The organism is Pseudomonas sp. EA_5y_Pfl2_R50 (genome assembly GCF_963970475.1).
Taxonomy (GTDB): Bacteria; Pseudomonadota; Gammaproteobacteria; order Pseudomonadales; family Pseudomonadaceae; genus Aquipseudomonas.
On record NZ_CAXAPT010000025.1, the window covers coordinates 1 to 23727 of the forward strand.

Consider the following 23727-nt stretch of genomic DNA (forward strand, 5'->3'; position numbering starts at 1 on the left):
CATCCCGAACTCAGCAGTGAAACGATGCATCGCCGATGGTAGTGTGGGGTTTCCCCATGTGAGAGTAGGTCATCGTCAAGATTAAATTCCGAAACCCCAATTGCGAAAGCAGTTGGGGTTTTGTTTTAGTAGAAACATCCGTTTTTTCTGGCTTGTTACCGTGTTGACGGGCCAGATACAGAATTTCTTGACGACCATAGAGCGTTGGAACCACCTGATCCCATCCCGAACTCAGAAGTGAAACGATGCATCGCCGATGGTAGTGTGGGGTTTCCCTATGTGAGAGTAGGTCATCGTCAAGATTAAATTCCGAAACCCCTGTCTGCTAACGCAGACAGGGGTTTTGTCATTTCAGCGCCTTCCAAAATCCACTATCAAATCGCTTTACGTGTCTTGCTCATGCGTCGTGCTTGCCATTTGCGCCACCAGACATAGACACCAGTCCCCGACAGCCCCGCGATCAAGAGTCCTAGCAGCGCGATCATCACCTGCCCGGTGACACCAATGATCCGGCCCCCGTGTATCGGTAACTGCAGCCGGTAAAACTGTTCCCCCAGCGTCCCCTGTCCTGCGAGCTCCTGCCCCAGTAATCGCCCGTCCGTACCGTGAAAGAACAACCAGGATTTGCCATGAGCGTCTGTATCGTGTTGACCAAATCCTGCACCGTAAAAGTTGTACTCAAAGCTGTAATACAACTCCCCGATCGCGGCAGTCAGTCCTAACCGCCTACCCTCCTGCAACGCCCTCTCGTATGCCTGTTGATAACTCAACTGCGTTACCCCAAGCTCACCGACAGGCATCCGCCCTCGTGTCTCATAGACGCTCGGTTCAATCGATGAAAACAATGAGACCGCAGGCTTGAACACCTGACTCGGCAAGTTCATCGCCACACTGCTCACGGCGATCGGCAGCAATAACAGCCAAAGCCACAATCCACCGGCACGGTGCAGATCGAAGTTCAGCCGATACGCATGCCCACCCTTGATCTTCCAGGACGTCGACCACTTCTGCCAGAAGGGCTTGCCACGCGGCAAGGTCAGCCACAAAGCGACGAAACAATCGATCACCCAGGCGATGGCCACCAAACCCATCAGCCACAATCCCCAGTTGCCCGGCAATGTCAGGTTGTAGTGGAACTCAAGGATAAACGGGACAAGGTTTTCCCGCTGAAAACAGCACGCCCCCCAGTAACGCTGCCCTTTCTGTTCAGCGTTCACCGGGTCCAGATAAAACACCTGATTACGTTCATCAAACGGCTTGCCTGTCGCCGGATCATTGCGCGGTACCGCTGCCAGCAATGCGGTGTGCCCCGCCTCGTGCGGATACTCCATGTACCAGACCTGCAGCTTCGGATGCGCAGCTTGCACCGCATCCACCAGCTTTCCTGGCGGCAGTTGCATTCCCTGCGCAGAGGCTGAATAAAACTGTGGATTCAACCATTCGTCCAGCTCATGGTTAAACGCCAGAATGCTCCCGGTAACGCCGGCCAGCAGCAGAAACACCGCTGTGGCCAAGCCGATATACCGATGCAATAAAACCAGAAACGCACGCATGAAAATTTCTCCACAGGAACGACAAAGCCAGCCTCTGAAAAATCAGAGGCTGGCTTTTTTATGCACAGGACAAAAGGTTTAGAACTGGTAACTGACCGTTGCCGCCACATTGCGCTTTTCGCCCATGTAGCAGAAGTTCAGACTGGCGCAGGATGCCACGTAGGACTCATTGGTCAGATTGTTCGCATTCAGGCGTAGGTCAACGCCCTTCAGCCCGACCTTGCCCAAGTCATAGCCAATCGAGGCGTCGAACAAGGTGTAGGACGGCACCTTCATGGTGTTCTCTGCATCTGCCCAGCTGTATCCGACATAGCGCACGCCACCGCCCAGGCGCAGGCCATTGAGTGCCGCACTGTCGAACTTGTAGTCCGCCCACAACGACGCCATGTGTCGCGGTGCCTGCGTCGGCGAGTTGCCTTTGTTTTCAATCACATCGGTCGGCGTGCTCAACGTGCTGACCATCGACTTCGAATACTCGATGTCAGTGAAGGTATAGCTGCCGAGGACTTTGAGGTTGTCAGTCAACTGCATGTGCGCTTCCAGCTCCAGACCTTGCGAGCGGACAGCGCCTACAGCGCGATAGAAGTTTTCCTGCGGAAGCTTGGTCGCCAGGTTCTCCTGATCAATGCGGAACAGCGATGCGGTGAACAGGTTGTCAGTGCCGGGCGGTTGATACTTCAGGCCGACTTCCCATTGCGTGCCATCGGTAGGCGCCAGCGGGTTACCGGCGCTGTCGGCATAGGAGTTCGGGTTGAAAGACTCGGAGTAGCTGATGTAAGGCGCCAGGCCGTTATCGAAAAGGTACAGCGCGCCAGCACGGCCAGTGAGTTTGGTGCGGCGGTCGTTGATCTCTGTTCCTTCAGGGCGCCCTGCTTCGGCGATGCGGTTTTCGTCGGAGGTTTCGACCCAGTCCTGGCGCAGGCCCAGCGAGAAGCGCCATTTGTCCATCTCGATCAGGTCTTGCAGGTAAACCCCGGTTTGCTCCAGGCGCCGCAGATAACTGGTTTCACCGTACATATCGATCGCCGAGTTGCCGTACACCGGGTTAAACGCATTGATCGGCGCGAGCCCGCCGCTGGTCCAATCGACCACGGTTTTGCGTCGCTGATAATCGGCGCCCATCAACACCGTGTGTTTGGTCGCCCCCGTGAAGAATTCAGCCTGAAGCATGTTGTCGACGATGAACGCATGCAGACGCTCGTCACCGCCGGTGTAATAACGGTTTAGCTCGTTGCTGGTTGGCGTGGTCCAGCCATAGGCGTAGACCTGATCCATATTCACTTTGGAGTCGAGGTAACGGAAGTTCTGCCGCGCGGTGAAGACATCGTTGAAGCGATGCTCAAACTGATAACCGAACGACTGCTGATCACGCGAATAGCCGTCAATCCCCGGCTCGCCTTCGAAGAAGCTCGGGGAGATCCGATTGCCATTGCGCTGATGAATCGAGCCATCGGCTGGCACACCGCCGTGGTAGCCCCCATCCGGATCGTGTTGCAGATAAGCCTGCAAGGTCAGCGAGGTGTCTTCGCTGAAATCGATACTCAGCGTCGGTGCCAGGGCGAAGCGCTTTTCCTTGTTGTGGTCGAATTGCGTGTCGGACTGATCCGTTAACCCAGTCAGACGATAGGCAATGCGCTTGTCGTCATCGACCGGGCCGCTGAAATCAAAACCGACCCCGCGTTGCCCCTGCGTGCCGACTGTGGCTTGCACCTGATGGTAAGCCTCGTACAACGGTTTTTTGCTGGTCAGTGCCACCAGGCCACCTGGCGAACTGCGGCCGTACAGCACCGACGACGGGCCTTTGAGAATGTCCACGCGCTCGAGAAAATACGGGTCGACCTGCATGGTGCTGTAGGTGCCGCTGTCGCCCATCGACTTGAGGCCGTCGAGGTAGATGTTATCCACCGAGCCGTCGTTGAAACCGCGCATGGCGACATAGTCATAACGGTGGGTCGCGCCATACGGGTTGGTCAGCACGCCTGGGGTGTAGCGCATAGCCTGCGAGACAGTCTGCGAGCCCTGGTCGTCCATTTGTTGGCGAGTGACCACAGACACACTTTGCGAAGTTTCCAGCAGCGCGGTACTGGTTTTGGTGGCGATCTGGCTGTGAGTGGCGTTGTAGCCGTCCATGCTGCCCAGCGCGTTGCCAAGGGCGAAGCCTTTGATGTCGGTGGTTGGCAGAGCCAGCGCTTCGGTTTGCGTGATCGGCCGCAAGGTGTAGTTGCTGCCATCCTGACTGACCGCTTCAAGCCCGGACCCGTCGAGCAAGTGACTCAGTGCCTGATCAGTCGAATACTCACCCCGTGCGCCCGGCGATTGCCGCCCCTGAGTTTGTTGCGGTGTCATTGCCAAGGTGATACCGGCCTGACGCGCGAATTGATTCAGCGCTTCGCCCAAGGGGCCGGCGGCGATGTTGTAACGATGGCCGACGTCACTGTTAACGGTGCTGGCCGCCACGCTCAGGTTCGGCAACACTGCCACGCCCAGCGCGGTAGACAACAGCGCTGCTCGAACGGCATGACGCAAAACATTCGATTCGCAGGTGAATTTCGGAGGGTTCTGACAAGTGGCGCGGACAGTCATTGTAGGTTTCCGTAGGAAGTCGCAAACGCTTGAGTTGAAGTGCTTACTGACTAAGCCGGACTGTCTGCGAAAACCCGCCAGAATAATTTCAGACGACACGTTCCAGGGCCACCCACCAGCGGGTGCGGTAGCGTAATTGCACCGGCAAGGTCTGCGGCAGAATCGCCAACAGTTTGTCCGTGTCTTCGAGGCGGAAAACGCCAGACAGGCGCAAGTCGGAAACGTCCGAAGTGCAGGTCAGAAAGCCCTGACGATAGCGTCCGACTTCGCTGAGAAAATCACCCAGGCGCATATTGCGTGTGACGATCAAACCGTCGGCCCACGCGCCGACATCCATATCCAGTGCCGGCGCCACGCGCACCTGATGGTGATCGATGAGATAACTCTGTCCGGCCAGTGCCTCAATAGTCGAGCCAGAGGAATGAATGGCCACGCGGCCACTGGTGACACTGAGCCGTGTGCAATCGCTGTTCTGGCGCAGGATGAACCGCGCATCCTGTGGCTCGTAAGTGCCATGGCGACTTTGCACGCGCAACGGTCGCTCGAAAGCCGCGCCTTCATCAGCGCCGCCACAAGTGACAATGATTTCGCCACGGGTCAGTTTGATCAGCCGCTGCTGCGCGGTGTAATCGAGATCCACGGCGCTGGCGGTGTTGAGTTCGATGCGCGTGCCGTCCGGCAGCTGGAAGCCGCGTCGCTCGCCAGTGGCCGTGGCGTAATCGGCGCTCCACTGCTGCCACGCAGCCGTGTCCTTGGCCAACCACGTTGCGGAGCCCATCAGTAAGGCGCCAGACAACAACTTCAACGCCTGTCGCCGGCCCAAACCTTGCGCGCTGTTTTCCAGCGTGTTGAACGCCACTTGCGCACCGGGCACCGCGCGCAGGTTAGTGCTCAACTCGGCTTGCAGTGACTGCACCCGTTGCCAGGCCAGTTCATGCTCATGGTGCTCAGCGCGCCACTGCTCGCACTGGCGGTTCAAACGTGGGTTGCCATGGTTGTTACGCAAGCGCAGCAGCCAGTGAATGGCTTGCTTGACCACTTGCTGCTGCGGCTCGCTGCGCCGGTTGAGAGAAACGTTATCCACAGCCATCAGCTTTCGTACCGCAGCACGTAGCAGTGATACAGCGCGTCGGCGACGTAGCGTTCTACCGAGCGCAGCGACAAACCCATCTGTTCGGCGATCTGCTTGTGGGTCAAACCTTCGCACTGTGCCAAGAGAAATGCCTGACGTACTTTCGGCTTCAGTCCTTCAAGCATGCGCGCGATGCTTTCCAGCAACTCGATCACCAGTGCCCGGGCTTCGGCACCCGGCGTTTCGGCTTCGGGTAGATGCGCGATGGTTTCCAGATAGGCCCGTTCGATTTCCTCGCGCCGCCAGTGATCAATAACCAGGCCGCGAGCGACAGTACGCAGGAAGGCGCGCGGCGCCTTGAGTTCGAGGCGTTCGGTGCGTTGCAGCAGACGCACGAACGTGTCCTGGGCGAGGTCTGCGGCATCCGCTGCATTGCCCAGCCGCGCGCGCAGCCAAGCGTTGAGCCAGCCGTGATGACTCCTGTAAAGCGCCTGTACTGCTAACTCAGGTGAGGACATGAACGCGAACGTCACAAATGATAATTACTCGCATTGTCATCAAGGGTTACAGAATTTGCAACTGCTGCTCTTGCAACCGCGATAAAAAGTTGTACGCCGACCGCTCTAGCGCACCGTTCGGCGGGAATCTGCCAGGAATGTCATCCATTTCCCGCGCAACCCTAAGATTTCTCCGATACGTGCCGACAGACTGGTGAGACATGCGTGCACCAAATCAGAGCAGCCAGAAGACGCTGCCTGCGCTGTACATGGAATGTTGCATCCGTAACGCATCCCCCCTTTTGGCAAAAGAAGTCCCATGAAATGAATCTCAAGTTCAGCCATAAAATCCTGTTGGCCGCCTCAGGCGTCGTGGTCCTGGCGTTCGCGCTGTTCACCCTCTACAACGATTATCTGCAGCGAAATACCATTCGCCAGAACCTTCAGTCCTCCGTGCAGCAGGCCGGCGATCTGACCGCCAGCAGCGTGCAGAACTGGATGAGCGGGCGGATTCTGGTGCTGGAGAACCTCGCGCAGAACGTCGCCCATCAGGGCAAGGACGCCGACTTTCCGGGCCTGGTCGATCAACCGGCGTTCACCTCGAACTTCCAGTTCACCTATGTCGGTCAGGCTAACGGCGTGTTCACCCAGCGCCCTGATGCGAAGATGCCGGACGGATACGATCCACGTCAGCGCCCTTGGTACAAGCAGGCCGTTGCCGCCGACAAAACCATGCTGACGCCGCCGTACATGGCGGCCGTCGGTGGGCTGGTGGTGACCATCGCCATGCCGGTGAAAAAGAACGGCGAGCTGCTCGGCGTGGTCGGTGGTGACCTGAGCCTGGAAACCCTGGTGAAGATCATCAACTCGGTGGACTTCGGTGGTCTGGGACATGCATTCCTGGTCAGCGCTGACGGTCAGGTGATCGTCAGTCCGGACAAAGACCAGGTGATGAAGAACCTCAAGGACATCTACCCGAACACCAGCGTGCGCATCGAGAAGGGCAACCAGAACGTGGTGCTCAATGGTCAGGAGCGCATCCTCTCGTTCACCCCGGTCAGCGATCTGCCGAATGCGCAGTGGTACATCGGTCTGTCGATTGATCGCGATAAGGCCTACGCCGCACTCAGCCAATTCCGTACCTCGGCGTTGATCGCGATGTTCGTCGCTGTCGGCGCGATTGCGTTGTTGTTGAGCTTGTTGATCAACGTTCTGATGCGTCCGCTGACCACCATGGGCCGCGCGATGCAGGACATCGCTCAAGGCGAAGGCGACCTGACCCGTCGTCTGGTCGTCGAGAGCAAAGACGAATTCGGTGAATTGGGCAGCGCGTTCAACCAGTTCGTTGAGCGGATTCACGCCTCGATTTCCGAAGTGTCTTCCGCAACCCGTCACGTACATGACCTCTCGCAACGGGTGATGGCATCGTCCAACGCATCTATCGTCGGTTCCGATGAGCAAAGTGCGCGCACCAACAGTGTCGCTGCCGCAATCAACGAGTTGGGCGCTGCCACGCAGGAAATCGCCCGCAACGCTGCCGACGCTTCGCAACACGCCAGCGGCGCCAGCGAACAGGCTGATGACGGTCGTCAGGTGGTTGAACAAACCATTCTGGCAATGACCGAGTTGTCGCAGAAGATCAGCCTGTCGTGCACGCAGATCGAAACCCTGAATGCCAGCACTGACAACATCGGGCACATTCTCGATGTGATCAAAGGCATCTCGCAGCAGACCAACCTGTTGGCGCTCAACGCGGCCATTGAAGCGGCCCGTGCCGGTGAAGCCGGGCGTGGTTTTGCGGTGGTGGCGGACGAGGTGCGTAACCTCGCCCATCGCACCCAGGAGTCGGCGGAAGAGATCCACAAAATGATCACCTCGCTGCAGGTCGGTTCGCGTGAAGCGGTGACCACGATGAACGCCAGTCAGGCGTCCAGCGAGCAGAGCGTGGAAGTGGCGAATCAGGCCGGTTTGCGTCTGGTCAGCGTGACCCAGCGCATCGGCGAAATCGACGGCATGAACCAGTCGGTGGCTGCGGCGACCGAAGAGCAGACCGCCGTGGTCGAAACCCTCAATGTCGACGTCAACCAGATCAACCTGTTGAACCAGCAGAGCGTGGCCAATCTCAATGAAACATTGAAGGATTGTGATGCGTTGTCGCAGCAGGCCAATCGCCTGAAGCAACTGGTCGACAGTTTCAAAATCTGACCGCGTCATCGGTCTTCGCGAGCAGGCTCGCTCCCACAGGGAAATGGCTTCCAAATGTGGGAGCGGGCTTGCTCGCGAAAGCGGTGGTTCATTCACCGCCAAAACCAAGTCTTAAACAAACAGCTTCAACACATTCCCCATCCCGTCATCCGCAAACCCCTGCACAAAATCCCTGAACCCCGGCAACGCTTCCTCACCAGCCGAAGCCGGCTCGGCAATGATCGTCCACGTCGCCCGGGATTTGCCTGCACCCAACGACTGCACCTCCATCGCCGCCCACAGATTCGCCACACCCAACGTGTTGTAGATCGTCGTCCAGGTCATGCTCCGCGCCTGCTCATCGCGGGAGTTGAGTTGTTCGACCACTACGTTGCCATCCTTGAAGAACTTCTTGCGCAACGAGGACACGCCCTCGCCAGTCATGTCGATGTGCGACAGCGCCGGAATGAAGCGGTCGAAACCGCCGAAGTCACCGACCACCGCCCAGACCTGCGCAGCGTCCGCAGGTACTTCTATCGAGGAAACGACGTGGCAGCCTTGCGGGTTTTTGATCAGAGTGTCGGGTTGCAGCGTGCTCATGGTGATGCTCCTTGTTGTTGAGTCAGATGAAGTTGATTTCTTTCAGGTAATCGCAGCCGCGACGCAGCAGCGCCGGGGATTTGCGCGGGTAGTGCGCGCCCATCTGCTGTACGCCGGCCTGGGCGTTGGCATGCCCGATCAGCGAGATGTCGCCGATGTCTTCCTCGAAGCCGTTGAGGTAAAAACCGAGGACGCCGAACAGCGCGTTGTCGACATCGACGCGGCCGAGTTGCTGCTGCCAGTCGGCGACGCTCACCAGCGAGAACTCGCTGCCGGTTGCGCGGAACGACGCGACGTAGGCATCCCAGCTCAGCGGCTCTGGATTGTGCAGATTGAACACTGCGCGCTGCGGCGCGTAACGGCTGGCATGGAAGGCGATGAACCGGGCGAGAAAGTCCACCGGCATCAGGTCGAAATTGAGTGCGAAGGCCGGCACCTGACCGAGCTGGATCGAGCCTTTGAGCATCAGCATCAAACGGTTTTTGTGCGGCTGACACACGCCGCTCAAACTGTTGAAACTGATGTTCCCGGGGCGATACAGGTTGACCCATACCCCACGCTCCCGCGCGCGTTCGAGGATGCGCTCGCCGACCCATTTCGACAGGTTGTAGCCGTTGCGAATGTAGATCGGTGGAGTCGACGCGGCAGGCAGTTCCAGCACCCGGCCATCGGCATCGACCGTGCTGGACGCCGACAGTGTCGAGACAAAATTGAAGACCTTTTTGCTCTGCCCTTCGCACAGTCGCAGCAGGGCAAAAATCGGCTCGACGTTGTCTGCCGCCAAGGACTCGTAATCGAGTACGTGATTGACGTTGGCGGCGTTGTGTACCAACGCGCCGAACTCACGATCCAGACGTTGATAATCGTCGTCGTTCAGGCCCAACTGCGGGCGCGAAATATCTGCTGAGTAAACCCGCACACGACGCAGATCCAGATGCTCCAGGCGATTCTCCCGCAGTGACTCGGCAAAGCGCTGCGCCGCCGTTTGCCCGCCACCGTCACGCACCAGACACGCGACTTCGCTGGCGCCCCAACCGAGCAGCGCCTCGACGATGTGCACGCCGACAAAGCTGTTGGCGCCAGTAACGATGACCTTGTGCACATCGCCCATGCGACTGATCGGCAGCGGCTCGATATCCAGCGGGCGTTCGGCGTCGGCCATCGCCCGGGCGCTGAGCACGGCGTTGTTATCGGTGCCACGCACCAGCGTCGCGAGTTTGCGGATCGTCGGCAGTTCGATGAAGCGATTGATCGAAATGCTGCGGCCAAACTCTTCGCGCAAACGCAGGAGCATCCGCGACAGCAGAATCGAATGACCACCGAGATTGAAGAAGCTCTCGTCGGTGGAAATGTCGCTGCCCGGCAGCTCCAGCAGCTCAGCCCAGATGTCCAGCAGCAATGCTTCGTCGGCGTTCGCCGGCAGGCATTTCGGGCCGTTGTCCTGCACGCTCACCGGCATTTCCAGCAGCGCTCTGCGGTCGACCTTGCCGTTGCTGGCGAACGGCATGCTGACCCGCTCGGTCCACGCCACCGGTTGCATGTAGTCCGGCAAAAACTGCCGGGCGTGAGCCTTCAGGGCATCGCGAGCGGTGTCCGATTGTGGCTGGGCGAGGAACGCCAGAATCCGCCGCTGACTGTCGATCACCACGGCGACCTGACGGTACAACCGGCTCTCGCGCAGGCAGCGTTCGATCTCTTCCGGTTCGACCCGGAAACCACGGATCTTCACCTGATTGTCGCGCCGCCCGCACAGCTCGATACCGTGCTCGCCCCACTTCGCCATGTCGCCGCTGCGGTAGGCGCGCAATGTTTGGCCGTCGGGCAGATTCAGGGTCAGATAGCGCTCGGCGGTCTGCTGCGGATTGTTCAGATAACCGAGACAAACCCCCGGGCCAACAATGAACAACTCGCCCACAGTGTTCTCCGGCACCGGTTGCAGATCGTCATCGAGAATCAGCACCTGGCTGTTGGCAATCGGTGCGCCGAGGCTGCGATTGCTGTCACCCGGAGTGAGCTGACGCGCGGTGATCAGCACCGTGGCTTCGGTGGGGCCGTACAGGTTATGCAGCGTGCCGTGACGGGTCAGTTGCTCAATGACGAACGGCTCGCAGACATCACCGCCGGTCATCACTTGCACACCGTCCAGTTGTTCCAGCGGCAGAATGCTCAACAGCGCCGGCGGCAGGAATGCGTGGCTCAGTTGCCGACGACGGATCAGCGCGACCAGTTGCAATGGATCGCGCCGTTGCGTGTCGTCGGGCACCACCAGTTCGGCACCCTCAAGCAGGCTCGGGAAGATGTCGATCAGCGACGAGTCGAAACTCAAGGACGAGAACTGCAACACCCGGCTCTCGGCGGACAATTTCACGTAGTCGGCGTACCACGCGGTGAAGTGTGCGAGGTTGGCCTGACTGAGCAACACGCCTTTGGGATGGCCGGTGGTGCCCGACGTGTAGAGCGCCATGCACGGCGCCTCACGTTCGGGGCGCCGCCGCATCAATGGCTGGTCGAGGTCTGCTTCGGCGCTGGCGATGCCGCTGACGTCGAGCCCTGCCATCGTCGCGCTCAGTGGATGCTCGCCGTCGTGCAGCAATAACAAGGCGCCGGCGTTTTGCAGGATGTACTGCTGACGCCGCAGGGGATGGCTCGGCTCCAGCGGCAGGTACACCGCGCCGCTGCCCAGAATCGCCAGGATCGAGGCGAACAGCGCCGGGCTCTTCGGCAGGCAGATGCCGACCACCCACGGCTGCGGAGACTGCTCCAGCATCGCTTGCAAGCGTTGTTGAATCGCGCAGCTGTGGGCGTGCAACTGGCCGTAGCTGATCGACTGCTCGGCGAAGTGCAGCGCCGGTCTGTCGGCGTGGCGAATCAAGCTCTGTTGCAGACGCTCGATGACGGGGACCTGCGCCTGCTCCAGCAGCGCCGCATTCGCCGTGTCGTTGCGACGATGAACGTAGGCCAGGCTGTCGAGAAACAGCAGGTTTTCCATCCGCTCGAAATAGGGCGCTTTCAGCCATGCGGCCTGCTGAAAATAGTCCGCATCGCGGGAGAAGCGGCTGACCAGCAGTGCCACTTCATCAACGATATGCGTCAGCACCCGTTGGCGCAGTGCCTGGCCGTTGCCGGACGGCTCATCGCCAATCGGCACACGGCTGATCAGTGATGAGCCGAGGAAGCACAGCAGGTCGAGTGTCGGCAAACCCGCTGTGCTTTGCGCGCCGATGCCCAGACGCAAATGCAGGTGCGGGATGGCGCAGCGATCGCCGGCGCCGATGAAGCCATCGTCGATGATCAAGTCCACCGTCGATGCCGTGCCAGCGCTGCGTTGCAATGTGTGCCCGTGTTGTTCCAGTTCCTGTGCCAGATCGGTCATGGCCTGGCTGGCGCCAATCAGCAAAATGTCGAGACGTTTCATGTCGGCCTCCTTGTCAAACCAGGTAGTCGCGCAGGGCGTGCTGCACGCACGGTGTGTCGAGCAGCGAACTGTGGTGGAAGAACTTCACGATGTTGCCCACCAGCGGGTGATGGCGATTGATCGGGAACGCCAGTCCGCTGATTTCGTCCCTCAGTGAGCAACGGGTTGCGTCGCTGACGGCAAGGGCGTCGATCAGACGCAGGTCGAAGGCTTTCTGGATGTCATTGGTCAGGTAGTGGCCGATGAACACCGGCAGGATCTGCGCAATGACCTCGCGATCCGCGTCGCTGGCGGTGTGCCAATAGATGCGCACCATCCGCGCCCAGAAGCTCGAATGACGCCCCTCGTCGAGCAGGTGGTCAGCCATCAAGCCCTTGATGGACGGTTTGACCGTGTCGTCTCGGGCAAACGCCGCGACGTCGCCGGTCACGGTGTTTTCGGCGATGGCCACGCAGATCAGTTCCACGGCGCTGCGCAGGTGTTCGGGTGCCAGCGCTACAGCGGTGGGAATCGCCCGGCTCAGCTCGATTTCATCGGGCAACTGAATGGGTTCGATGCCGGTCATGGCCACCGTTTGCTGCATGAAATCCATTGCCACCAAGGCGTGGTAATCCTCGTCGACGACCACGGTCATCGCGTCGTAACGGCAAGCAAACGGGAAGGCCACGGCGAAGCGATTCTTGGCGATGCTGCGCGCGGTCTTGTCGACGATCTCGGTTTCGAAAATCACCACGTCGTTGATGAACTTGTACAGCGTCTGGATCAGAGCAAAATCTCGTTGCTGCGGACACTCGCGCAGGAAGGTTTCGCTGAGCACCAACGGCTGGCGACTGAGCGGGTAGATCAGGCGTTCGTCGTTTTCGAGCACGCGCCGTGGCCGGGTGCGGATGGTTGCGCGGCTTTCCCACGCCTCGGCGAAGGATTGATAGTCGGCGGCGTTCATTGGGCCACCTCCGCCAACGGTTCGCGCATGCTCAGGCGCAGGCCGTCCCACAGGGCGATACGGCTTTCCACGGCGGCGATGGCGCTGGCGTAGACCTCGGTTTCGCGCTGCGGGTCGCCGTCGACCAGGCGCTCCAGCAGTTGTTCGGCTGCCGGGCCGTGATCTTCGGAGTCGACTTCGATGTGTCGTTCCAGGTAGTAGCGGAAGGTCGGTGCCTGCTCGATCCCGATGCCCCAGTCATCGAGAATGCGCTGGAACATGGTCGGGATCACGCTCTCGCGTCCATGCAAAAACGCGGCGGCAACGCTGTGCCCCGGTGCATGCAAGGCGATGCGCAAGGTGTCGCGAACGAACTGCGCCGCCGCCGGATCGACCTCGACGCTCTGCAGTGCCACGTCATGGCTCACGCCTTCCTGCTGCAGCGCGACAAAACGCTCCACCGCCGTGGTGCTCGCGCCGATTTCGCGCATCGCATCCAGATACAACTCGAAGTGGCTGTAGTGACCTTCGGCCAGGCGGTCATCCGATTCTTCACCCAGTACGATTTCGTTGATCAGCCGGGCAGCGCGAGGATCACGCGGCGGCAGCCAGGGTAAACGGGTGCAGGTCAGTTCCTGTTGCAGGCGCTTGGTCAGAGACATGAAATCCCAAACGGCAAACACATGGGTCTCCATGAAACGACGCAATACCGATAATGAAGTGATCTCGGAAAAGATCGGGTGAATACTGAGTTCCGCTTTTTTCAGGGCGAGTTGGTTCTTATTGGGCATCATGATGTCCTTTATCATTGATATGAAATGGAACAACGCTTGCAACAACGTAATCAATGAAACTTCGTCAGGCTTGACTTCAGGCGGCCATTTAAAGTCCGCCGTTAAGTAAACAAAGCGCGGGCTGCATGTTAACGGTCATGCGGTTTTGGCCTTGTTTCAGACCGTTGAAGCAGCACTGGCTGCGCCGGGTGAGTGCCGGAGTGAAGCGCGCAATTCGAACTCGGCGAGAGAAAGCTAATACAGCGAAACAGTGTTTAACAAGTGTATTTTTAATTATTTTAAGTTGCGGGTTTTTTAAGTATGAGCGTTTCCAATAAAACTTTTGGGTTAAGTTTTATTTGGGCGTAGTTGCTCCTTTCGGCTAATAACGGCCAAAATTGCATAATAAGAGTGAATGCCTCACTCGAAGCAACTTTCTAATAGAAGGGACTAATTGATTTAAAGGGGGCGGAAGTTGACCGTGACCGGCGCCATTTGACTCCCATTTTCCCCGTGACAAGGCTCCTTCCGTAGGTTCCTGGTGTGCGGGGACTGTGCCGGCGGTGCGGCGCGTCGCCCGTTTTTTATTGGGTTGGCGGATTCAGAGTGCGGGTAAATCGCCATCTCGGCTATTACCGATTTGTCATCTCGGCTGCAAATATCGGGCTGACAAGCGTGGGGGAGGTTAGAGCGCGAGTGCCGATCTGCCAGCCTGTTTGCGGCTGATCGGAGGGGGGATTTGTAAGCGGGTTATTCGCCAGGCAGACCTGCTTGGCGTGGGGGAGGCTCAGCGGGTGGCTTTGCGGCTTTGGGCGGCGGAACTGGCGAGGTAGCGGGTGATGACATCGACGCCACGGTTGAGATGCTTCTCGAGTTGTTCCACCGAGCCTTCGATATCACGCTGGATCGCCGCTTGCAGCATCGCCCGGTGATCGTCCTGGGACAGTTTGCCCAGCCCCATGGCTTCAAGATTGAAGCGCAGGAACCGTTCTTCTTCATTGAGCCCGTCTTCGACCAGCCGTAGCAGGCGCTGATTGGATGCCTTGCTGTACAGGGCCATGTGGAACAAGCGGTTGAGCCGACCGATCTGGCTATAGTCGTGCTGAATTTCCAGCTCTTCAATGTAGCCGGCAGCGCGTTCGTAATCGGCTTGGGTCAACAGCGGGATCGACTGACGCAGGGCTTCGGATTCAAGCAGGATGCGCAGCTCGTAGGTCTCTGTCGCGTCGCCCTGGATCAGCGGGGCAACCACCGCGCCTTTGTGTGCAGTGACGCTCAGCAAGTCCTGTGCTTCGAGCTGGCGCAAGGCTTCGCGCACCGGCATGCGGCTGACCCTGAACAAGTCGGCCAGATCCTGCTGACGCAGGGCGGTGCCACACGGGAGGCGACCATCGAGAATGGCAGCACGCAGGGTTTCTTCGATGATCGAACGGGCGAGGTGCGCAGGAATCGGCCCATCGACTTTAATGCTATTCAGCGGATTGGGCTTCTGTGTCACGACTACGCACCCTGTTGTCGGCTTGATCTGGATCCAAATGACACTAGTGATTGCTCTACAGGTTGTCAAACCTTGTAAAACACTGCGGTGCCAAGTGAAGTTTAGCGTGTCCGCGATGATCTCAACGTGCCATTGTTTTTTGCTGGGCTAACCTTCACCATCGAACGCTTTCCCCCTCTGCTCACTGGAAATCTGCTGTGGCGGCACGTTTCGCGATCTCCCGGACCTTGCGCTGGCTAAGCTGCGCACTGCTGCTGGCCGGCGTCATGCTGGGCGGCCTGCATGCCGATTGGGATTTTTCCGCGATCAGCCGCAAGGCCGCGGCGCTGTATGGCCCGCTGGGCGCCGGGCAGCAGCGCATCGACGCCTGGCAGAATTTGTTGGCCACGCAGAAGCAAGTCAGTGAAATGGACAAGCTCAAAGTGGTTAACCTGTTTTTCAATAAACAGGTGCGCTACGTCGAAGACATCGACCTGTGGCACGAAGTCGACTATTGGGAAACGCCGATTGAAGCGCTGTGGAAGGGTGCCGGAGACTGCGAAGACTATGCAATCGCCAAGTATTTCAGCCTGCGTCACCTCGGCGTTTCCAGTGACAAGCTGCGCATCACTTACGTCAAGGCACTGCGCCAGAACCGCGCGCACATGGTGCTGACTTACTATGCCACCCCGGATGCAATGCCACTGGTGCTCGACAGCCTGATCGATCCGATCCAGCCTGCGTCCCAGCGAACCGATTTGCTGCCGGTCTACTCTTTCAATGCCGAAGGTCTGTATTTGCCGGGGGCCAAGGGCAACAAAAAGGTCGGTGACACCAAGCGCCTGTCGCGCTGGCAGGATGTATTGAAGAAAATGCAGGCCGAAGGTTTTCCGGTCGAGACGACTAACTAGGAGCACGCGCTCAGATGTCTTTGTTCAAACAGCTGTTGATCGCTATCTGTCTGTTCCTGGTGGTCGCCTTCACCGGCAGCTTCATGGTCAGTCTGGAAAGCTCGCGTACCCAGTACGTCAACCAGTTGCGCTCCCACGCCCAGGACGCCGCGACGGCGCTGGCCTTGTCGCTGACGCCGAACATTGACGACCCGGCGATGGTTGAGTTGCTGGTCAGCTCGATTTTCGACAGTGGCTATTACGCGAGCATCCGCGTGGTCGATCTGAAGACTGACCAGACCATCGTCGAGCGCAGTGGCAGTCCGGCTGTGAGCAACGTGCCGGACTGGTTCGTCAAACTCATCGGCCTCGAACCGGCCGGTGGCGATGCGCTGGTCAGCCGTGGCTGGGAGCAGGCGGCGCGGGTCGAAGTGGTCAGCCATCCGATGTTTGCCGTGGCCAAACTGTGGCAGAGCGCACTGGGCAGCCTCGGCTGGCTGCTGATCTGCGGCGCGGTCAGTGCGGTGCTTGGTGCGCTGCTGCTGCGTCGGCAATTGAAGCCGCTGGACTACATGGTGCAGCAATCCCATGCGATTGCCCGGCGCGAATTTCTCAGCCTGCCGGAGTTGCCGCGCACTCCCGAGTTGCGGCGCGTGGTGCAGGCGATGAACCAGATGGTCGAGAAGCTCAAGGCGCTGTTTCAGGAACAGGCTGAGCGCAGTGAAAAACTGCGTGCCGAGTCCTATCAGGACAACCTCACAGGGCTGGCTAACCGGCGCTATTTCGAAATGCAGCTGAACAATCGGGTCAGCAACCCGGAGCAGGCCAGTTCCGGTTATCTGCTGCTGTTGCGAGTCAAGGATCTGGCCGGACTCAACCAGCGCCTGGGCGGTCAGCGCACCGATGAATTGTTGAAAGCGGTTGGCGAGCAACTGTCCCGCGAATGCGCCAAATACCCGGAAACCCAGAACCTGGTCACGCGTATCCGGGGCGGTGAATTTGCGGTGCTGGCGCCGGGGCTGGTGCGTGAGGAAGCCCTGCAACTGGCGCAGAACCTCGACAGCGCCCTGAGCAGTCTGCACGCTACCGGCGCGACCGATGTGGCGGCAGTCGCGTCCATCGGCCTGGCGCCGTTCGCGCACGGCGATTCGCCACAGTCGGTGCTCAGCCTCGGCGATCAGGCGCTGGCGCAGGCCGAAGGGCAGGGCGAGCAGAACTGGGCGTGTATCGATCAGAGCCTGACCGCCGACGTTGGCGACGACCATCACGCCTGGCATCGCTTGCTCGACCAGGCGTTGAGCCAGCAGCGTTTCGAGTTGTATTTCCAACCGGTGGTGGCCGCCGCAGATACGCAATTGGTGCTGCATTACAAAGTGCTCTCACGCCTGCTCGACGATCAGGGCCAGACCATTCCGGCCGGACGCTTTCTGCCATGGCTGGAGCGCTTCGGCTGGACGTCGCGGCTGGACCGTTTGATGCTCGAGCGCGTGCTCAAGCAGATGAAAGAGCACGAAGACTCGCTCGCGCTGAACCTGTCCTCGGCGACCCTCGCCGATCCGCAGGCGCTGAACAAAGTGTTCGAGATTTTGCGCGCGCATTCCAACCTTGGGTCAAGGCTGACCCTGGAAATTGGTGAGGAGCAATTGCCCGAGCAGGCGGTGCTGGAGCAATTGACCCGACGTTTGCGCGAACTCGGTTTCTCCCTGAGCCTGCAGCGTTTTGGTGGGCGCTTCAGCATGATCGGCAACCTGGCGCGGCTGGGGCTGGCGTACCTGAAGATCGACGGCAGCTACATCCGCGCGATTGATCAGGAGAGTGACAAGCGTCTGTTTATCGAGGCGATCCAGCGAGCGGCGCACAGCATTGATCTGCCGCTGATTGCCGAGCGGGTCGAGACGGAAGGGGAATTGTCGGTGATTCGCGAGATGGGCTTGTATGGGGTGCAGGGGCAGTTGCTCGGTGAGCCCAAGCCCTGGAAGTAAACCCTGGAACGTTGGTCTCAGTGATGCTGTCTTTGCGAGCAAGCCCGCTCCCACATTGCAATGTGGGAGCGGGCTTGCTCGCGAAAGGGCCAGTTCAGTCGCTGAAGATCCCGGATCAGATCAACCCGCCCTCATCCTCATCGATCAACTGACTCAACCCGCCCAACGCCTCACGCGCCTGGGTCCGGTCCATCAGTTTGGCCTGGGCCGCCGGTGGCAGGTCGGTGACGCGGATCACGCCTTTCTGGGTCAGCACCTGAATCAGGTCGTCGAGTACCCGAATCATTTCAAAGTCGCTCTGCTTGAGCTGTTTGAGGCTGTTTTCCACGGCTTCGTTGGCGTACCACGCCTGGATTTCGTGGTGATCGGCCGGCAGCGTTTCCGTGGCCTCGGCGTAGGCCGCAGCTTCCACGCGAATCAACTGGCCTTGCGCATCGCGTTGCACGTAAAACATTGAGCATCCCTCAGAAATGAACCAGCGTCATGCTGTCAGCAGCATAGCCAACTGCGCGCGAGTATGCGGGGCGGCGACGCACTCGTCACCGGTCCGGACAGCACAAACGTGAAGGCCGCCCCATGGGGCGGCCGTTTTGGTTCGCGGATCAGCTGTTGTTGTGGTCGACCTTGATGGTCGGATCGCTGCCGGCAATCAGGTTGTGAATGTTGGCGCTCGACCAGTTGTTGCCTTCCAGTTTGATCGTCACGTCAGGCGTTGCCGCTGCGGCGTCGCCGGAGTTGAACTTGCCCGCCGAGCTGACTTGCAGCGACGACGTGCCGTCGACGGTGGTGATCTTCAGGAAGTTATCGATGGTGCTGCCGGTCTCGCCCTGCAACAGATCGCGCAGGTCGATGCGGTCACCTTCGCTGGCCTTGAAGTCCTTGATTACGTCGTTACCGGTATCGCCCGACTTCCAGACGAAGGTGTCGGCACCGGAACCACCCATCAGGATGTCGTTGCCCTTACCGCCGATCAGCGTGTCGTTGCCGGTGCCGCCGAGCAGGATGTCATTGCCTTTGCCGCCATCGAGCAAGTCGTTGCCGCCCGAGCCGAACAGGATGTCATTGCCCGCGCCGCCCAGCAGGGTGTCGTTGCCGTCATGGGCGCCAGAGACATCGAACGCTTGGTAGTGCTCGGTGATGTACTGGTGCACGTTGCTGGTGGTGACTTTACTGACGTCGACCCCGGTTTCCTTGGCCACGAACGCCTGCATCGCCTGATAACCCTCGCCGGCAATGCCGTTGAAGCTCACCAGGTCGCCGAACAGGATGTCGTTGCCATCGCCACCATTGACCGTGTCGTTGCCCGGCATCGTCGCTTCGGTGTGACCGATGATCGAGTTGGCCAGATCCTTCGGATCAATGTTGGTTTGCGGCGTTTTGTCCGAGTCGTAAGGCTTCAGATCGTTGAGGCTGACGCCACTGTTCAGGCCGATCGCTTCGACGTTCGAAAGGCCGCTCAGCAAGGCGAAGCTGCTGGTGGAGTTGTCGGTCGTGGTCGAACTGGTGCTGTTGCCGCTGCCGGCCAGGCTCGACAACTCGTAAGTGCCGTCGCCCTGAGCGTGGATGGTGCCCAGGCTGCTCCAGTTCCAGCTGCCGTTTTTGTAGGTTTGCAGCACGACGCTGCCGGAGCTGTTGATGCTCAGGTAGTGCGTGTTATCGATGTAGGTGCTGAAGCTGTCGCCCAGTTTGTAGTTGCTGGTGTTCACCACGCTGTCGAGTTTCACGCTGCCGTACAGCGTCGGGTTGGTCTGCTCGCCGCTCTGGTAGTAGGTCGGCTGGCCGTCGGTGATGAAGTACGTAAGGTTCTTCGCCCCGGTGTTGGCCACAGCCTCTGCGCTTTGGAACCAGTTGGCCGTGGTCTTGAACACGTCCTCATAGTTGGTACCGCCGCCGGAAGCCATCGAGTCCAGTACCGCTTTGAGCAAGGTCAGCGCGTTCGGGTCGTTGAGGTTCACCGACACCGACTTGTTGACCTGAGTATCGAAGTCGACGAGGAAGATGTTCACCGTGCCCGAGTTGCTGCCGCCCAGGCTCTGCTTGAGGGTGTTGAACACCGAGGTCAGCGAGTCCTTGGCTGCGTTGAGCGACGAAGTGCTCATGCTGCCCGAGCTGTCGACCATGAACGCGATGTTGTAGTTGGTGCCCGGCACCACGGTCAGGCCGCCAATGTCGGCGACGACGATGTCGTTGCCATCAGTGCCTGTGACGGTGTCATCGACCGAGGTGGCGACAATGGCGTTGTACACCGCCGGCACCACGCTGACCGGAATCGTCGCGGTGCTGCTGGCCGAACCGCCGACCTGCTCGGTGGAAGTCGAGGTCACGGTCAGGTTGAACTGGCCGTTGTAGTACGGCGGCGGGGTCACGGTGAGGCTGCCGAGGTTCCAGCCAGTGACGTTGGCGTCGCCGCTGCTGGCGGTGACTGTGAAGGTATGACCCGCGCCGTCGCTGAGGACCGAACCGACCGGCGCGCCACTGATCTTCACGCTCAGGGTTTCCGAACCGTCGGTGTCGGTCAGCGCGGTGGTGATCGCCGACAGCTTCACGGTGGTGCCTTCGGCGCCGGTGTTGAGCTTGTAGCCGTCGTAATAGCCTTCGCCGTTGCTGCCGTGCAGATCGGAAACAGTCACGCCCGAGTTCACCAGATCCTGTACGCCGGTGTAGATCGGCACGCCGGCGCTGCTCAGATCGATCGGCGTGCTGCCGTTGACCGACAGGTTGACGTCGTAGCTGCCCGGGCCGCTCTGATTGTGGTGGTAGATGTCCAGGGTGTAGTAGCCGCTGGTGGTCGGAGTGAACGAGCCATTGATGGCGCCACCCGCACCCCAGGTGCCCGAAGCCACGCTCTTGCCGCCGATAGTGATCAGCAAACTGTCATCGGCGATGCCGCTGAAGGTATAGGTCTTGCCGGCTTCCAGATAGATCAGGCCGGATGTCTTGGACGCCGTACCGGCGGTCACGCTGCCGTCAGACTGCACGTTGTTTACGTTAGTGCTGCTGTTCGGTGTGCCGGCGCCGTCGATCACATTTTTCAGCGTGGTCGAATCCGCGCCGTTGCCGTTGGTGCCCAGGCCCGGGAGACCGGTCCAGACTTCCTTGATCAGCCCGGTGGACTTCACGCTGTTGTCAGCCACGCTCACGGTCGGCGCATCCGCCACTGGTGTGATGTCGATCTTCACGGTGCCGGTGTTGCCCAGCAGTTGGCCGTCGGTTGGCTGGAACTTGATCTGCGCGTAGTCGGCCTGGTTGTTGCCCACGCCGGTGCCGCCGTAACCATTGACGCCCGACTCGTTGGCATCCGGCAGGAAGCGCAGCTTGCCCGCGTCGATGTCAGCCTTGCTGAAAGTCTGGTTGTTGGCGACGTCTTTCCAGGTCGAGCCGTCCAGATACTGCAGTTTGCCTTCGCCCGGCAGTTGGGTGATTTTGATGCCCAGGCTGCTGGCCGGGCTGTCGACATCGCTCACACCGAAGGTCGACCAGCCGAGGATCAGCGGCGTGTCTTCGGTGCCGGTGACGTTGACCGGTGCAGCAACCGGGGCATCGTTGACCGCCACCACGTTGACCGTGGTGGTCGCGGTGTTGGAGTAGTTGCCGCCATCGGTCACTGTCACGGTGATGATGCGCGGTACGGTGCTCGGGTCTTCACTGCTGTTGGTGAAGCTGATGTTCTTGATCGCCTGCATGTAGTCGGCCAGCGTCGCGTTACCCGACAAGGTCAGGGTCACGGTGCCGTTGGTGCTGTTGGCATTGATGGTGATGCCATTGACGCTGTTGCCCAGGTTCAGCGCATCGCCGTCCTGACGGTTGGTCAGGACCACGGTGGCGCCGGTGAGCATGGTGCTGTCCGGGTCGGTGATCCTGATGTCGGTGTCGGCAATCGACACACCTGCGCCCGGGGTGTTTTCGGTGAACGTCACCTTGTAGTCGGCACCGGTGGCGCCGCTGGAGTTGTTGGCGTCCAGGTCGATGACCGGCGGTGCATCGTTGTCGATGATCGACGTGCTGACGCTGCCATTGGTGCTGCTGACCGCGAGGTTTTCGAAGTTGCCGCCAGTAGCCGAATCAATCTTGACCACGAAGTTCTCGGTGCCTTCGGTGATCTTGTCATCGATGGTCGCGACGTTGAACTGCGCGCTGCTCGCACCTGCCGGGATCTTCACGGTGTACACACCGGTGAAGTCCGAACCGTCGGCGGCAGTGCCGCTGTAGACGATTTTCAGGATCACTTCGGTTTGCGCCGGGTGGTTCAGGCTGACCGTGTAGCTGGCGGTCTGGCCTTCGGTCACCGAGGTGCTGCCGGTGATGCTGACGGTGGTGGTGTCGAGGGTATCGGTGACGCTGGTCACGGCCGGAGTCGTGCTGGTCACCAGATTTTCAAAGCCGCCGCCGCTGGTACCGGTGATGGTGGCCTGCACGGTGCCGGCGTCTTTGTAGACGTCGTCAGCCGGTGCCGGAACGGTCACGGTGCCAGTGGTTTTACCGGCGTCGATGGTGATCACGGCGCCATTGGACAGGGTCACGGTGACTGGCGAGCCAGCGGCGTTGGTCAGGGTGGCGGTGTAGGTGATCTGGCCACCTTCGGCCACGGTGCCGGTCGCGCTGAGAGACAGGTTTGTCGTGTCGACGGTGTCGGTCACGGTGGTGCTGACCGGAGTCTTGTCGGCTACGAGGTTTTCGTAGTTGCCGCCGGTCACGTTGGTGATCGCGTTGGTCAGCGGTGCATGGCCGGTCAACGCATCGTTAGGCGCGGTGGTGGTGGCGGTGCCGCTGGTCTGGCCGACACCAATGGTGATGGTTTGACCGTTGGCCAACGTTACTACCACTGGCGAGCCAGTCACTGGAGCACCGACGGTCGCGGTGTAAACGACGTTGCCGCCCTCAGCCGCAGTAGCGGTTGCCGTCAGTTTGACGGTGGTGGTGTCGATGGTATCGGTGACACTGGTCACGGCCGGAGTCGTGCTCGGCACCAGGTTTTCGAAGTTGCCACCGGTGGCGGTGCTGATCGTGGCTTGCACGGTGCCGGCGTCTTTATAGACGTCGTCAGTCGGCGCAGGAACGGTCACGGTGCCGGTGGTTTTGCCGGCTTCGATGGTGATGACGGCGCCGTTGGACAAAGTCACGGTCACTGGCGAGCCAGCGGCATTGGTCAGGGTTGCGGTGTAAACAATCGAACCGCCCTCGGCCACCGATCCCGTGGCGCTCAGCGACAGGTTAGTGGTGTCGACAGTGTCGGTGACATTGGTCGAAACCGGGGTCTTGTCGGCCACCAGATTTTCATAGTTGCCGCCGGTTACACCGGTGATCGAGTTGGTCAGCGAGGCCTGGCCGGTCAACGCATCGTTAGGCGCAGTGGTGGTCGCGGTGCCGCTGGTCTGGCCGACACCAATGGTGATGGTTTGACCATTGGCCAAAGTCACGACAACTGGCGAGCCGGTTACCGGTGCGCCGACAGTCGCGGTGTAGACAACGTTGCCGCCTTCAGCCGCCGACTCGGTGGCCGTCAGTTTGACGGTGGTGGTGTCGATGGTATCGGTGACGCTGGTCACGGCTGGCGTCGTGCTCGGCACCAGGTTTTCGAAGTTGCCACCGGTGGCGTTGCTGATCGTTGCTTGCACAGTGCCGGCGTCTTTGTAGACATCGTCAGTGGGTGCCGGAACGGTCACGGTGCCGGTGGTTTTGCCGGCTTCGATGGTGATGACGGCGCCGTTGGACAAAGTCACGGTCACTGGCGAACCAGCGGCATTGGTCAGGGTTGCGGTGTAAACAATCGAACCGCCCT

The 23727-nt window shown here is 59.9% G+C and carries 13 protein-coding genes, 2 rRNA genes and 1 pseudogene; 5 read left to right on the forward strand and 11 right to left on the reverse strand.

The genetic code is table 11. The features are described 5' to 3' along the window. Window positions 1–81: ribosomal RNA gene (gene rrf / locus AACY19_RS27985) — 5S ribosomal RNA — on the forward strand; the annotation flags it as partial. Window positions 82–186: 105 nt separating this feature from the next. Continuing rightward, window positions 187–302: ribosomal RNA gene (gene rrf, locus AACY19_RS26215) — 5S ribosomal RNA — on the forward strand. Window positions 303–374: 72 nt separating this feature from the next. Here the strand turns inward: rrf (AACY19_RS26215) and AACY19_RS26220 are convergent. The 4 genes from AACY19_RS26220 to AACY19_RS26235 all read right to left on the reverse strand — a co-directional run bounded on the left by AACY19_RS26220 (window position 375) and on the right by AACY19_RS26235 (window position 5726). Then, window positions 375–1553, reverse strand: coding sequence for a PepSY-associated TM helix domain-containing protein (locus tag AACY19_RS26220; RefSeq protein WP_339454424.1), 1179 nt, complete (start codon window positions 1551–1553; stop codon window positions 375–377). Between the two features lie 78 nt (window positions 1554–1631). Continuing rightward, the gene (locus AACY19_RS26225) at window positions 1632–4136 is read right to left on the reverse strand and encodes a TonB-dependent siderophore receptor (RefSeq protein WP_339454425.1); all 2505 of its coding nucleotides are present in this window, start codon (window positions 4134–4136) and stop codon (window positions 1632–1634) included. Window positions 4137–4224: 88 nt separating this feature from the next. Next, the gene (locus AACY19_RS26230; RefSeq protein WP_339454426.1) at window positions 4225–5226 is read right to left on the reverse strand and encodes a FecR family protein; all 1002 of its coding nucleotides are present in this window, start codon (window positions 5224–5226) and stop codon (window positions 4225–4227) included. Beyond that, on the reverse strand, window positions 5226–5726 hold the full coding sequence (locus AACY19_RS26235) for a sigma-70 family RNA polymerase sigma factor (RefSeq protein ID WP_339454427.1): 501 nt from the start codon (window positions 5724–5726) through the stop codon (window positions 5226–5228). Before AACY19_RS26235 ends, AACY19_RS26230 begins: the two co-directional genes overlap by 1 nt. A gap of 303 nt (window positions 5727–6029) precedes the next feature. Here AACY19_RS26235 and AACY19_RS26240 point away from each other — a divergent pair, with 303 nt between their 5' ends. After that, window positions 6030–7910, forward strand: a complete 1881-nt coding sequence (locus AACY19_RS26240; RefSeq protein ID WP_339454428.1) for a methyl-accepting chemotaxis protein — start codon at window positions 6030–6032, stop codon at window positions 7908–7910. A 111-nt stretch (window positions 7911–8021) separates the two neighbouring features. Here the strand turns inward: AACY19_RS26240 and AACY19_RS26245 are convergent, their stop codons facing one another. From AACY19_RS26245 to AACY19_RS26265, 5 genes are all read right to left on the reverse strand, one after another. Continuing rightward, window positions 8022–8489 (reverse strand): SRPBCC family protein, encoded by a 468-nt coding sequence (locus AACY19_RS26245; RefSeq protein WP_339454429.1) that lies wholly within the window; start codon window positions 8487–8489, stop codon window positions 8022–8024. Between the two features lie 22 nt (window positions 8490–8511). Continuing rightward, window positions 8512–11904: an amino acid adenylation domain-containing protein gene (locus AACY19_RS26250; RefSeq protein WP_339454430.1), complete on the reverse strand. Its 3393-nt coding sequence runs from the start codon at window positions 11902–11904 to the stop codon at window positions 8512–8514. A 13-nt stretch (window positions 11905–11917) separates the two neighbouring features. Beyond that, window positions 11918–12847, reverse strand: a complete 930-nt coding sequence (locus AACY19_RS26255) for a diiron oxygenase (protein ID WP_339454431.1) — start codon at window positions 12845–12847, stop codon at window positions 11918–11920. After that, window positions 12844–13617 (reverse strand): DUF3050 domain-containing protein, encoded by a 774-nt coding sequence (locus tag AACY19_RS26260; RefSeq protein WP_445262326.1) that lies wholly within the window; start codon window positions 13615–13617, stop codon window positions 12844–12846. The genes AACY19_RS26255 and AACY19_RS26260 overlap by 4 nt, the downstream gene beginning before the upstream one ends. Window positions 13618–14386: 769 nt before the next feature. Beyond that, complete coding sequence (locus AACY19_RS26265; protein WP_339454433.1) at window positions 14387–15097, reverse strand: GntR family transcriptional regulator; 711 nt, start codon at window positions 15095–15097, stop codon at window positions 14387–14389. A 197-nt stretch (window positions 15098–15294) separates the two neighbouring features. Here AACY19_RS26265 and lapG point away from each other — a divergent pair, with 197 nt between their 5' ends. After that, entirely contained in the window at window positions 15295–15987 is a 693-nt protein-coding gene (lapG, locus tag AACY19_RS26270) for a cysteine protease LapG (protein ID WP_339454434.1), read from the forward strand. A 14-nt stretch (window positions 15988–16001) separates the two neighbouring features. After that, window positions 16002–17948, forward strand: coding sequence for a cyclic di-GMP receptor LapD (lapD, locus tag AACY19_RS26275; RefSeq protein ID WP_339454435.1), 1947 nt, complete (start codon window positions 16002–16004; stop codon window positions 17946–17948). Between the two features lie 115 nt (window positions 17949–18063). On the opposite strand, the gene AACY19_RS26280 is transcribed toward lapD, so the two are convergent. Both AACY19_RS26280 and AACY19_RS26285 read right to left on the reverse strand, forming a co-directional pair. Next, the gene (locus tag AACY19_RS26280; RefSeq protein ID WP_038369138.1) at window positions 18064–18402 is read right to left on the reverse strand and encodes a hypothetical protein; all 339 of its coding nucleotides are present in this window, start codon (window positions 18400–18402) and stop codon (window positions 18064–18066) included. A gap of 148 nt (window positions 18403–18550) precedes the next feature. Next, window positions 18551–23727: pseudogene (locus AACY19_RS26285) on the reverse strand (LapA family giant adhesin); the annotation flags it as partial.